Origin of the sequence: Streptomyces sp. MUM 203J, assembly GCF_022414595.1 — a bacterium.
Classification (GTDB): Bacteria; Actinomycetota; Actinomycetes; order Streptomycetales; family Streptomycetaceae; genus Streptomyces.
The window spans coordinates 1-13,252 of record NZ_JADWYO010000048.1; the positions used below are offsets into that span (position 1 = coordinate 1).

Here is a 13,252-nt window from a genome sequence, read left to right on the forward strand (position 1 = left end):
CGGAAGGCGGAGCGAACCGCCGCTCTTCCTTGAGGAGGTTGGCCAGGCTCTCGTTGCTCACGACATCGTCTCCAAGTGTGTTTCTTTCCGCGCCGGACCGGCGGGGCCGACGCGAGGGAACGGGTGCGCAGGGGCACCCGGTTGTTCCGGAACCCGGGCCAGCCGGTCCCGGTGAGGGCAGGTGTGTCCGGGCGGTTCTCCCTGTTCCGGAAACCGGTGAACGCGCGTCCTCCCGCGCGCAAGCCGGTGACGCCCTGGTTGTTCCGTCCTGCCTGTGCGGTGACCGCGAGGGCCGCCGCGCAGAAGACGCCGAACCGGGAGAGGACAGGGGTACGTCTTCAGCCCCGGACGGCGGCGGGGGCGGGGGCGGCCGAGCGTCCTGCGAGTCCCGCCGCCTCCGGCCCCGGTGCGGGGACCTTGAGCAGGGCGACGGCGAGTGAGGAGGAGGTCGGCCGGCAGATGAGCGGGACCGCGGCGGGGTGTTCCGCGGACGGCCGGTTCAGGAGGACGTACACCGTGCAGAGGCTGAGCAGCAGCGCGCAGGAGAGCACGACGAGCAGCACCGTCTGGACGCGCATCGTGTGCCCGGCTTCCGGCCCTCCGGTTTGCACGGGAGGAGGAGTGAGTGTTGAGCTCATGACTTCCATCGGTAGGCGGGCGGGACGGAGACCGGTGGTGGCAGGGCACGTACGGGCGCCCTGCCACCGTCGGATGTGCGCGCCTCGCGTGACCGCCCGGTTCGGCGACGTCTGCGGACCGCGGTCGGCGTGTTCGCGTGACGGGTGGCCGGTCCGGCACGGGATGCCCGGGAAGGCGGCTCCACCATGAGATCACCCGGCACCGCTGTCGACCACCGAAAGACCCGAACCTTTCGGTGGCCACGACGCCGTACCCGTTCCGGGCTGGGTAACGTGGTCGGCTGCGTCGCCGCGGTGGCCCGTCGGCAGCCCCGCACCGAAGACGCACGGTGCGCCGAGACGGCAGGGACCCCCGCACCGCCGCGGGAACGAGAAGCAGAACGAGACGAGAGCACATGGACCGGAAACACCACCGCTGGCCGTGGTCCTGGCCGCACGCATCCCACGACACCCGGTCGCCCGGCCGCCGTTGCGCGTCGGCCGCCGACGGACAGGACTCATGGTGATACCGGCTCTGATCGCAAGGGACCGCGAGCTGCGCCGGCTGCGCCGGCTCGTCGAGGAGCCGGGCCCCGCACGCGTACTCGTCAGCGGCGCCCCCGGCGCCGGCAAGACACCCCTGCTGCGGGAGATCCAGCGGTACGCCCGTGGCACCGGCCGCGACGTACTGACCGGCTGCTGCGACCCGGCGGACCACCGGTCCGCCCTGGAACTCGCGCGACAGCTCTCCCGATCCCCGGCCGGCCCGCCCGGCCGGCCGCGGTCCGCCGTCCGGGGAATGCTGTCCGCGCTGACGGACATCCGGCGCCCCCCGCCACCACCGCCCTCCGCGGACGACGTGCCGACTCTGATCGTGGTCGACGACCTGCAGTGGGCCGATCCCGCCTCCTTGCACGTGCTGCACGGATTGATGCGCGCCGCCGGGTCCCTGCCGCTCACGCTCGTCGCCGCACTGGGGCCGGGCGACCCGGCCGACGAGCGGGCACTCGGCAGCGTCCTGGAGCTCTTCGACGACCGGCTGCGCCTCGCGCCTCTCGGCGCCGGAGCCCTGCGGGACGAGCTGAGCCGGGCACTGGGACAGCCACCGGGGGAGGCGTTCCTGAGGGAGTGTCACGCGGCCACGGCCGGCAGCCACTACTTCTCCCGTGCACTCGTCCAGGCCGTCGCGAGCCGTCCGGCGCTCCACGAAGACGGAGCGCACGCCGTCATCGAGGCCGCCGCTCGGGACGCCTCCCCCGCCGCCCGCAGCCTGCTGCGACGGCTCGCACCGGGAACGTCCACGGTCGCCGACGCCATGGCGGTCCTCGACACGGCCCAACAGGCGGACCTCGTGGCCGCGGCGGCCGGTGTCCGGGAAGACATCGCCGCGGACGCCGTGAACGGCCTGGTCCGGGTAGGCCTCGCCCATGACACGGATGAGGGCGCGCGGCTTTCCTGCCCGCTGCTGGCCGCCTCCCTCGCCTGCTCCGTACTGCCCAGCCGGCGCCGTGAGTACCATGCCCGGGCAGCCCGGCTGCTGCTCGGCCGCTCCGTTCCCCCCGAGCAGGTGAGCCGTCATCTGCTGCTGGGCCCGCCCGGGATCAACGGTGCCACGGCGGCGCTGCGCAGGGCCGCGTCCACGGCCCTTGCCCGGGGCGACACCGCCGCGGCCCTGGCCTGTCTGCGGCGCACCCTCCTGGAGCCGCTCGACGACCGGGAGCGGTGCGAGGTGCTGGCCGAGATCGGCTACGCGGAGCTGGACCTCGACGTCCCCACGGCCGTCAGGGATCTCCGCAACAGCCTCGACCTGGCCGAGACGCCGGAAGCCCGCACCGTCGCCGCCCGCCATCTCGCCGCCGCGCTGTTCGCCGTGGAGCGGTACGACGACACCCTGAGCGTGCTCAGGAGTACGAGCCGGCGGGTCCGTCCCCAGGACCCGGACTACGCGTTCCGCCTGGAGATCGACTACCTGCTCGCCGCCCTGGGAGAAGAGACATCGGCAGCCCGGACGCGCCACCGGCTGAGGGAGCTCGATCTCTCCCATGCCCCGTCCCCCGCCACCGAGCGGCCGCTCGCGGCCCTCCTCAGCTTCCGTGGAGCCGTGACCGGACAGGGGGCCGAGCAGGTCGTCGAATGGGCACACACGGGACTCGCTCACGGCATGTCCCCCGAGGACGACGAGTCGCTCGTGTACTCCTGCGCCGTCCTCGCTCTGGGCGCGGCGGGACGCCCCGACCTGTCCCACGCCTACGCGGACACCGCCGCCGACCGGGCACGCGCCGACAGCTCGGTCCTCCAGTACGCCAAGGCGGTCGGCGCACGGGCCAACGCCAACTGCCGCATGGGGCGGTTCACCGACGCCCGCGCGGACGCCGAGGCGGGCCTCGCCGCACTCCTGGAGATCGGCGTCGACCACCGGCACAGCCACAGTGCCTTCGCCGTCGCCACCCTCGCGGAGACCCTCATCCGGCAAGGCCGGGCGGACGAGGCTGAGGCCCTGCTGGCCGACAGCGGCTTGGACGGCCCTCTCGGCGCGCACATGATCAACGACTACCCGCTGCTGGTGCGCGGCTGGCTGCACGCGGCACGCGGAAGGCCGGAGAAGGCGCTCGCGGACCTGACGCTGTGCGGCGACCGGAGCACGGCACGCGGGATGCCGGGGCCGGGACTCTACCCGTGGCGTTCCGAGGCGGCCCGGGTCCATCTCGTCCTGGGGAACCGCGCGCAGGCCCTGGCGCTGAGCCGGGAGGAGCTCGTCCTCGCCCGGGAGTGGAACGTCCCCGAGATGACCGCCGTCGCGCTGTGCGCCCTCGGTCAGGCGACCGGAGGCGAGGAGGGCCTGCGCATGCTCGATGAGGCGGCGGACCTGCTCGCCCCCACCCCGGCGCGCTTCCGCTACGCCCAGACGCAGGCGGACCGGGGGGTCCTGGCCGTGCGGTGCGGGCAGCTCACCGCGGCGCGTCCGCACCTCCGGGAAGCCATCAGCGTGGCCTACGAGTGCGGGGCCGAGACCGTGGCCGAACACGCCCTGGCCGCACTGCGGTCGCTCGGCGACCGGCCCCGTACACCCACGTTCCGAGGCCGGGGCGCCCTCACTCCGAGCGAGCGCCGGGCGGCAGAACTCGCCGCGCAGGGTATGACGAACACCGAGATCGCCGCCCGGCTCTTCGTCGGGCTGCGGACCGTGGAGACCCACCTCACCAGGGCCTACCGGAAACTCGGCATCGAGGGTCGTCACGCACTGCCGGACGCCCTCTCCTAGTCCCGGCCGGCGTCCCGTTCCTCTACGGGCTGGGCCGGTTTCTCCCATAGGTGACGCAGGCACATCGCTTTGTCGTGGGCCCGACTGCTCGTGCGGCATGGGTGTGCCGACCGGACCGGCCACCGCGCCGCCGCGCCGCCGCGCCGCCGCGCCGCCGAACGGCTCTCCGTACCCGGTACGAAGACACAGCGGTCTGACGACCTGTCGGAGGAGCCGTACCCCGAGTTGAACGTGCGGCGGTGCCACAGCCCGAGTGATGTTCCGCTCAAAGGACGGCAAGGTCACCGATCCCGAGACCGGGTGCCCGATCGGAGGGGACGGTCCGCGTTCTCGGGGCCGATCCGCAAGTCGGGCGGTTCACCCGCCCTTTCCTGACAGGGACGGTGCGCGAGGACGCCTCCACCGCCTGTGCCCAGGTCTCCTGCCGGGTGCCCCCGTCGGCGTTGGAGGAGACTCGCGGGCCGCGCTGCCGGACAGCGTGGAGCAGGCCCGTACGCAGGGGCTGACCGTCCAGGTGGGCGGCAGCGCCGTCACGGCGGCCCCGAGCGGCCACTCGTCGGAGGCCGTGGGCCCGGCGGCGGCCGCCGTGGTGCTGCCGGGCCCACGGTGGCCGCTGTCGGCGGTCGGCCTGCCGCTGCTGACCGCTGCGCTCGGGGTGGGCACCGGGACGTCGGCTATACGGGCACGGTCCGGGCCGCTCGGTCCGGGTTCTCCGTCGGTGTCCCGCACACCCGGCGGCAGGGCCGCATGGCCCCGGCCCTGACTCGCACCCCGGTCCCTCCCGACCGGTCGCGTCGGGCCTGCGGAGAAGCCACCGTTCACGCGCCGCTGCCACCGGCGCGTGCCCGCGTGAGATCCCGCCGTTCCGCGCCGCCGAGCTGCGCCGGAGGACGGGCGCGGTCGTGTCGGACGACCCTTCCGGGCTCTTCGCGCCCGAGTCCGGAGGGGACCTGCGGCACCGGAACCGGGCAGCGCGACGGCACAGCACGTCCACCCGCGGCCTCGGGCCACCGGGACGGACCGAGCCGGGTTGTCGTTATGCAGGACGCAGCCGGGCGGGAGCAGAGCGAACACAGCGCGGTGATCCATATGGACAGCCGCAGCCCGTCATATGCCGCATGCCAATGATCAGAATTATTCGCATCATGTGCTTTTTCGATACTCATCTGTCAGCCCTAGAACAACTGGACCGCTCGCCACACGCAGTGCCTATGGTCCTAGTCACGAACCGGGGCCGAGTCGCCTCGGACAGCAGCGACAAGGAGCGCACACCGATATGGCAAACGTGGAGATCTCGCTCAAGGAGACGATGACCTCGGTCGAGGGCGCGCTGGGCGTCGCCCTGGTCGACTACACGACCGGCATGGCGCTGGGCACCCTGGGGGGTGGCAAGGACCTCGATCTGGCAGTCGCCGCCGCCGGCAACACCGATGTGATCCGCGCCAAGACCCGCACCATGGACCACCTCGGCCTGAAGGACGACATCGAGGACGTGCTGATCACCCTCGGCAGCCAGTACCACCTGGTCCGGCTGCTGACGGGCCGGGGTGGCAACGGTCTGTTCCTCTACCTCGTGCTCGACAAGTCGAACTCCAATCTGGCGATGGCCCGCCACCAGCTCAAGCGCATCGAGGCAGAACTCGAGGTCTAGATAGCCCTTCCGTCCGGGTCTTCTCATGCCCATTGATTGAAGATTTCTTCATGTAGCCACATCCAGATCAGGCCAACCTCATGGGTGTGCGGGGCCCGGACCAGGGAAGATCGGGGTACAGGACACCGTTCGCGGTGGCCGATCACCGGTCGCCGCGCAGGACACAGCCCGTCAAACGCGGCAGGGAGCGAGCAATTCACCATGCAGGTGCCCCTCTACCAGGCCAAGGCCGAGTTCTTCCGCATGCTCGGACACCCGGTACGTATCCGGGTCCTGGAACTACTGCAGAACGGGCCCGTCCCCGTGCGCGACCTGCTGGATGACATCGAGATCGAACCCTCCAGCCTTTCGCAGCAGTTGGCCGTACTGCGCCGCTCCGGCATCGTCGTGTCCATCCGTGAGGGCTCCACGGTCAGTTACGCCTTGGCCGGAGGTGACGTCGCCGAACTCCTGCGCGCCGCCCGCCTGATTCTCACGGACCTGTTGGCGGGACAGACCGAACTGCTCGCCGAACTCCGGCAGGCGGAGGTCCAGCCGTCCCTGGCCTCGGGCGGCGCCGACCAGTCCTCGTGACCGCTCTCCCGTCGTTCCACCGCGCCGTCGGCCACGGCCGGGGCCCGCAGTACCCGGCAAGCGGTTCCGGGAGCCACGGACCGCAGGAAGACACCTGGAGGCGGGCACGCGGCGGCCTCTCCCGCGGGAGCCGTCGCGCGCCCGCCCTTCCGTTCGGGCCGTTCCTCACTCCTGCTCCTGGGGAACTGCGGGGAGCGAGAGCGCGCGTCACATGCCGGGGCAGTATCAGCCCGGCCGACACTGCGTCCTGACGGCCGGTCGAGGTGGCCGCCCGACTCGGCCGCCGCGCCGGGCGAAGTGGATCCGCCGCGGAGCCGACCGGGAATCCGGGTGCCTCCCGACCCGTGAACGGGTGGTGTCACGGCTCCATCCGACTCGCGAGTGAAGCCCTGCAGCAATGTCATCGGGCGCTGCCGGAGGAGGGAGGTGGACAGCCCTGGCCGCGCGCGACGGCCCGGAGCACGTGGACCCGCTGATGTCACGAATGTCATGACCGTGCACTGACCCGGCCCAGGCGGTGTCGGCTGCTGCAGCGCCTCAGTACGCTCCCCTCACCGACGTCGAGTTGGGGGAAATGCCGTGCGTACCAGAACCCGTCCCGCCCTGCGTACCGTACTCACCGCCGTGGTCGGCGGCCTGCTCGCTGCACTGGCCCTCGTACCGTCGGCCCGGGCCGACGGGCATGACCTGACCCCGCCCGAGATCCTCGCCGTCTCCGTCAACGGCGGCCGGCCTGTCGTCGTGGGACCCCGCCACTCGCTGACCTTCCCTGTCACCGTCGTCGCCCGGGCCGACGCCGGTATCCACCGCCACGGTGTCGAGGTCGTCCTCTGGGGTCCCGGCGACCGCGTGGGCTCCCCGAGACAAGAGCTGTTCGGGCTCGACGCCCCCGCGCCGGGGTGCTCCCCCACGAGCGCCACCACTGCGGTGTGCACCGAGTGGTTCCGCATCGACTCGGGCAGCGCCCGGGTGACCAACGACTGGGCCGGCAGTTGGACGGTGCGGGCTCTGGTGGCGAGCAACAACCTCCGTGAGCACCCGGAGCGCAGCATCACCATCGAACGGTTTCCCGACGCGTTCAACCTTCAGCGCAAGTCCAGGCTCACCTTCGTCGCCACGCCCAATCCCCTTCCTCTCGGACGCAGCCTCGGTCTGTTCGGCCGGCTGCTGGCGGCGGACTGGGAACTGAACCGCTACACGGGCCGCTCCGGCGAGACCGTCGAGCTCCAGTTCTGCGCCAGCCCCTGCCGCATGGTCGAGTCTGTGCGGTCGCTGGGTACCGGGGTGGCCGGGTTCACCGGCACCTCCTACCCTGCCACCCGCGATGGCTCGTGGTGGCTGAGATACCGGGGCGGTCCGATGTTCTCCCCCACCTCTTCACCCGGTGTCCGGGTCGACGTGGTGTAGCCGGCGGCTCCGTCGGCCCCGGTGCGGGGCCGACGGAGCTCAGGCCGCACAGCACCCCGCCCCTATTCGCTGCCCCTTCCCGTGAGGACCGGCCCGTGCCGTGGTGGCCGGTGCGGCGCCGAGACCGAAGTCCCGGTGCTCAGGGCGAAGGTGCGTGCCCGCCTCCGGGATACGGGGCCCCTCGCCCCGGCGTCCCGCACGCACGGCCATGGGGGCCGAGCAGGGCGGCGGTCGGGCGTCGACGCCGCGGCTCGTCAGGGCAGAGGGGTGCGGTGCAGCGTGACGAGCAGGCGCCAGACACGGTGCGTGATCTCGGCGGGGGTGGCCTCGATGAGGCCGTGCAGCCAGTCGGCGAGCACTCCGGTGAAGGTCGCAGCCACTGCCGTGGCCACCAGATCGGGCTCCGGCGCGCCGGCCAGGGTGCGTTCGGTACGGCTGCGTGCGCGCAGGTCCTGGTGGAGCACGTGTCCGAGCGGGCCGCCGCCGCCCGGCCTCAGCAGTTCCCGGTAGAGGCCGGCGTGCGGGGCGAGGCCTTCGAAGAAGGAGAACAGCGCCGGAGGCGGGACGGCGGGGTCGGGTGTCCCGCGCCAGGCATGCAGGGAGTCCACGGCGTCGCGGACCACATCGGCGCAGGCATCGACGGCCAGTGCCTCCAGGTCGGCGTAGTGGAGGTAGAACGTGGCACGGCCGACCCCGGCCCGGCGCACCAATGAGGTGACGCTGACCTCCGCCAGCGCGCGGCTGGTGCACTCCTCCAGCAGCGCCCGGCGCAGCTTGGCCCGGGTCCGTGCGGTACGGGGGTCCTGCTGCTGGGACATCACCGGGCCAGCAGAACGGCGACGAGCGTCACTGCCCCGGGCAGTGCTTGCGCGATCAGGATGCGCCGGTTCGCGGTGAGGCCGCCGTACAGACCGGCGACTACCACGCAGGCGAGGAAGAAGACCTGGGCCCGGAAGCCCGTCGGGTCCTCGGCGATCAGCCCCCAGACCAGTCCCGCGGCCAGGAATCCGTTGTAGAGGCCCTGGTTGGCCGCCAGCGTCGCTGTGGCACGAGCCATGGCCGCATCGAATCCGGAGAGTTCGCGGCCCGGCTTCTTCTCCCACAGGAACATCTCCAGAACCAGGATGTACGCGTGCAGGGCGGCCACCAGGCCGACCAGCACATTCGCAGTCGTCTCCATCGCTGTTCCCACTTCCCTCGGACTACCTGGACAGATGTCCAGAATACATGGACAGCTGTCCAGAAAGGTCGGGCGCGTACGAGAGGGGGTGTGCACGGAGTCACAGGCCGGCTGTCATCCGGCCGGCCGCACCCACCCCCCTCGCCGCCCGGCAGCACACCCCGCCGTCCGGGCACGGGCAACCAGATCGCGACAGGGTGATCGAGCACCTTCCCCTGCGCCTGGGCGCACTCCGGGTAAACCCTCCCCCGACGGGGCCGGACGGGCTTCTCGCACCCCGGAACCCGAACACCTCCACGGCTTCAGTCAAGAAAGCTTCCGAGATCCCCACGCTCCGGAAACGACCCTCCTGGCAAGGAACTCCGTACACCGACCAGCACACGAAGTACCTTCTTTCCGATGCGAGGAGGAACAGGCCCTCGTGGCCGTTCCCCTGTCGACTCGCCCCCCAGAGCAATCCAACCGGACACCCCGCCCAGGAGAACCTCTGATTCAATACCGAGTCGATATCCACCGGACAGAGCCCCGCCCCGCCCGCCTCGCCCGGATCCCTTCTCGACACCCTTGCCTGCCGTGCAGCACCGATGCCGCACCTCAGACCCGGCAATCCCAAGCGTCCGCCCGCACGTCACACCTGACGACAGCCCGGTCATGTCCGGCCCACCGGCCCTTCCATCCCCACGGCAAGCGAGGACCGGACCGGAAACAAGAGAGCGGAATCACGCGGCGGAAAGCAACTCGACAGGCCACGGACAGGCGGGACTACAACTCCTCACAAGAACTCATAAACCGGATTTCACGCATTCACATCCCGTCCCTGCGCTCTTCCTGTCACGACCTCCGAAAGCGCCCTCCAACCGGAGGGTTCGTAAATTCTCACGGAATCCTGGCGGCGCCTGAACCAGGCTACTTGGACTCCTGTCCTAGGTTTGTGCAGAGCGGGCCCGGAGGCCGTGCCCGCTCTGATGACGGGAGGAAAACGATGCGACGTCGGTTCATGACACGTCGTCTGCTGCCGACTGCCGCCGCGTTGGGCGTTCTGACACTCACTGCGGCCGGTGTCGATGCCTCCTCCGGCGCCCCGCCGACCGGCCGGGACGAGATCAGGGCGCCACGCGAGTTCAGCGGCATCGCCTGGCTCGTCACGGCGAGGAACGGCGAGGAGCCACAGGAGGTGTTCCTGGTCTGCCACGACGCAAGGGACAACGACGCCGAGCGTGACCTGCCTCGTCTGTCGATCGTGCGGACCCCCGTGAACACCGACGGGATCATCGTCCAGGATCTCGACACCGCGTTCCCCAGTGTGCCGAACGACCTCGAGAGCATCGCCAGGCTGCCCCACCGCAACGCGGCCCTCCTGGTGGAGAGCAACGCTGACGGCGACGACCCCGACCCCACCATCTATCTCGCCACGTGGGACAAGGACCTCAACGTCAAGATCGCGGGGTCGGTGCCGTGGCCGGAGACGCCTGAGCCACTCGTGAACGTCGAGGCGACGGCTGTCGCCACGGTCCACGGAAGGGACTACTTCGTATACGCCGAGCGAGCCCAGGGAAGCGACACCACCAACATCAACATGACCCGCCTGACAGTCGAGGAGAGCGGGGCGATCAAGTTCGGCAGGAAGTGGACATCGGTTTCCTTCACCGCGCCCGCGCCGCCGGACGCGCGCCCCGCCTCGGGCCTCGACATCGACAGGAGGGGCAACCTCTACATCTCGTCCGCATACGACCCCGGCGACCTCGGTCCCTTCGACAGCGCCGTGTACCGCGCGGCCAGGATCCGTCCGGGCGGGCCCCTCGGCGCGAAGCTGCAGCCGGTCAGGCCCCCGCAGGAACTCGCTCGCAGCTCGGGACTCAAGGTCGAGGGCGTCGCATTGGTCGCAGGTTCCTTTCCGATCTTCATCAGTGATGACGACGAGGACTACGGCGGCCTGCTTCGCCAGCTGCGTGTGACGTGGCCGGGCATGCGCCCTTGAAGTCCCGCCCACGGCGATCGGCGGTGCCGACGCGGCACATGGACAGGGCCTCTCCGTGCCCGGGGACGGCACGCCGGCCGTGGGCGGGCGGGTGAAAGTCGCTGACACCGAGGACTGCGCGACTCACCCTTCGAAAAGTGCGCCTGGACGCCGCGTTCTCGGGCGGGCTGCCCCTGCATGTGAGAGGTCATGCAGACAGACGTGTCCTGACGGCCGGCATTCGTGTGAACCAGGTCGTCGAACACGGCACCGGGCTGCGCATCGGCGTCGAGATCGCCGGACGGGACTCCGGCCACCGGGGATTCCTGCCAGGCCCTCGGTCACAGCCGCGCCGACTGAACTCTGCTGCGCGATCAGACAGTCATGGGGGCGGGGAGATCTGACACGAGTAGGGCGGCGCCCGGGCACCGGCAGCATCGCCCCGACCGGCGGCAGGGACGCCCGCCGGGGCGACGCCGCTGCTCAAACAGTGTGAGCCACGATGGCGTCGATGAGCTGAGGCCAGAGTTCGCGCGGGCGGTCGTGGCCCATGTCGGGAATCAGGAGGAGTTCGGCCCCGGGCACCAGTTCTGCAGTACGCTTCCCGCCGCTGGGGGCGATGAGCGTGTCGTCCAGGCCGTGGATCACCAGCGTGGGCACCCGTAGTCCGCGAAGTGCAGCCGCGCGTGAACCGCTGAGGATCATCGCACCGAGCTGTCGTCCGATTCCCTCGGGGTAGTAGGCGCGGTCGTAGCTTTCGGCGGCCAGTTCACGCAGCGCTGCGGGGTCGCCGTATCGCCTGGAGCCCCAGACCAGTTCCTTCGCGGCTGCCTCGACGTATCCGTCTCGGTCTGCGGGCCTCGGACTGAACAGCACGGCCTGGGCCTCTGGGCTGGGCTGACCGTAGTCAGGTTCTCCTGTCGAGGACATCATCGACGTCAGGGTCAGCACTCGCTGAGGGGCGGACAGCGCCATGGTCTGGGCGATCATTCCGCCCATCGAGGTGCCGACCACGTGGGCGCGCTCGATTCCGAGTGCGGTGAGCAGCCCGAGGCCGTCGTCGGCCATGTCGGTCATCCGGTAGGGGGCCATCGCGAGCGCGGCAGCGACGTCACCTGAGCTGACGGCGGCCATGAACCTGCCTATGTCGACGGGGTGTTCGTCGAACCTGGTGGACAGTCCGCAGTCGCGGTTGTCGTAGCGGATCACATAGCGGCCGCGGTCGGCCAGGGCCTGGCAGAAGTCCTCGTGCCAGGCGAGCATCTGCGCGCCGAAGCCCATCACGAGCAGGACCGGGGGATCCCCGGTGTCGCCGAAACCCTGGTACGCGATGGACACTTCGGGAGATACGTCAACGATCGGCATGCACGGAGCATGTCACAGCCGATCATGGAGCACATCCGGGTTCTGCGTGAACCCGCTCGTCCGATGAGTCGCCGGGATACGGCTTCCGGTCGCTCATTCCCGCCGACCGCACCATGGACCCGGGGTTCCGCCCCCACCCCACACCACCAGCCAGCCAGCCAGCCACGGAACGACCTGCAAGATCTGCATCTCAGATCGTCTCCACCACTGCCTGCGCCACGTCCGCGCTCGCTGCGCACGACGATGGTTCGGCCTCCGCGTACTCTTCGTGGCACGCGACGTCAGGCCTGGTTGATGCAGATGTATTGCGTCGTGCCGGCCATGGTGGCTCTGTCCAGGACGAACCTCCGGTTGAGATATCCGCTGCGCATGACGAGGACCGCGTAGCTCGTCCACATCCCGCCGATCACGGCGATGAACTGGGCATTGGCATCGAACCAGTACGTCACGCTCCAGTCGGTTATCCAGGACCAGGGCAGCAGTTCCCCGGTGGTGCAGTCGCTCAGGACAAGGGTGACGGCCCAGACCGACCTGCTGCCGCCGGCAGACGGATCGCCCCTCCCTGCCCCGAGCAGCGTGCCGTCGTCGAACACGCCGCTCCGGCGACTGGTGCCGGTGTCGGCCCTGTCGGCGAGGGAAGCCAAGCGTTTGTGGAGCGGCAAGGCAAGTCGTGCTGAGGAGCCGACACCCGCTCGGGCCTGTCGGAGGAAGGTGCGGACCGTGGCCGTGAGCTTGACCGCAAGATCAGCCTCGTCCCGGATCGGGAAGAGTTCGTCGGGAAGACACGGCGTGTCCGGTGTCGGCACCCGGAGGATCTCGGGAACGGGCTCGCCCTGCAGCTTGTCGGCGAGGTCGTCCCAGTCCGTGATGGGCAGGGGAAGGCTTCGCAGCCGGGAGGCCAGTTCGTGGATCAGCACTGTTTCGGGGTGGGCCTTGAGCAGCAGCGTCTCGAAGGATTCGGGGGTCTTGTCGGTGTGCTGGTTCACCGTCATCAACTCCTGGCGATATGGAATGTGTACAGGTGAGGGGGCCTGGGGCACGAGCACGCCGTCGGAGCGAACGGCTCGGGTCGCCTGAAGGGCCGGACGGAGTCACCGGGAAGGGGACGCCGGGTGGGACACGGTCGAGGCCGGTGTCCTGTGCGTACGCGAACAGTCTCAGTTCTGCTGCCGTGGCCCGCAACTGTGCCCTACCCGGTTGTCGTTCTCGGTGTCGAGGCGGCACTTTGGTGGCACGGCAG

10 protein-coding genes are annotated in these 13,252 nt (G+C 70.4%); 5 read left to right on the top strand and 5 right to left on the bottom strand.

What is annotated here, in order from left to right:
• Positions 1-338: 338 nt before the first annotated feature.
• A complete protein-coding gene (locus I3F58_RS21600) occupies positions 339-578 on the bottom strand; it encodes a hypothetical protein (protein ID WP_240110318.1) in 240 nt (79 codons plus the stop codon).
• 559 nt (positions 579-1,137) lie between these two features.
• On the opposite strand from I3F58_RS21600, the gene I3F58_RS21605 reads away from it, so the two are divergent.
• The 4 genes from I3F58_RS21605 (at position 1,138) to I3F58_RS21620 (ending at position 7,510) form a co-directional block, all read left to right on the top strand.
• Positions 1,138-3,879, top strand: a complete 2,742-nt coding sequence (locus tag I3F58_RS21605) for an AAA family ATPase (RefSeq protein WP_240110319.1) — start codon at positions 1,138-1,140, stop codon at positions 3,877-3,879.
• A 1,276-nt stretch (positions 3,880-5,155) separates the two neighbouring features.
• Entirely contained in the window at positions 5,156-5,530 is a 375-nt protein-coding gene (locus I3F58_RS21610; protein ID WP_240110320.1) for a hypothetical protein, read from the top strand.
• A 201-nt stretch (positions 5,531-5,731) separates the two neighbouring features.
• Positions 5,732-6,103: a metalloregulator ArsR/SmtB family transcription factor gene (locus tag I3F58_RS21615; protein WP_240110321.1), complete on the top strand. Its 372-nt coding sequence runs from the start codon at positions 5,732-5,734 to the stop codon at positions 6,101-6,103.
• Positions 6,104-6,682: 579 nt separating this feature from the next.
• Entirely contained in the window at positions 6,683-7,510 is an 828-nt protein-coding gene (locus I3F58_RS21620) for a hypothetical protein (RefSeq protein ID WP_240110322.1), read from the top strand.
• Positions 7,511-7,764: 254 nt separating this feature from the next.
• Here I3F58_RS21620 and I3F58_RS21625 read toward each other — a convergent pair whose 3' ends face one another.
• Complete coding sequence (locus I3F58_RS21625) at positions 7,765-8,328, bottom strand: TetR/AcrR family transcriptional regulator (protein ID WP_240110323.1); 564 nt, start codon at positions 8,326-8,328, stop codon at positions 7,765-7,767.
• Positions 8,328-8,690 (bottom strand): DUF1304 domain-containing protein, encoded by a 363-nt coding sequence (locus I3F58_RS21630; RefSeq protein WP_240110324.1) that lies wholly within the window; start codon positions 8,688-8,690, stop codon positions 8,328-8,330. The genes I3F58_RS21625 and I3F58_RS21630 overlap by 1 nt, the downstream gene beginning before the upstream one ends.
• 982 nt (positions 8,691-9,672) lie before the next feature.
• Between I3F58_RS21630 and I3F58_RS21635 the strand changes: the two genes are divergently transcribed.
• Complete coding sequence (locus tag I3F58_RS21635) at positions 9,673-10,668, top strand: hypothetical protein (protein ID WP_240110325.1); 996 nt, start codon at positions 9,673-9,675, stop codon at positions 10,666-10,668.
• Positions 10,669-11,130: 462 nt separating this feature from the next.
• Here the strand turns inward: I3F58_RS21635 and I3F58_RS21640 are convergent, their stop codons facing one another.
• Both I3F58_RS21640 and I3F58_RS21645 read right to left on the bottom strand, forming a co-directional pair.
• A complete protein-coding gene (locus I3F58_RS21640) occupies positions 11,131-12,012 on the bottom strand; it encodes an alpha/beta fold hydrolase (protein WP_240110326.1) in 882 nt (293 codons plus the stop codon).
• Positions 12,013-12,293: 281 nt separating this feature from the next.
• Positions 12,294-12,998 (bottom strand): hypothetical protein, encoded by a 705-nt coding sequence (locus tag I3F58_RS21645; protein WP_240110327.1) that lies wholly within the window; start codon positions 12,996-12,998, stop codon positions 12,294-12,296.
• Positions 12,999-13,252: the final 254 nt, after the last annotated feature.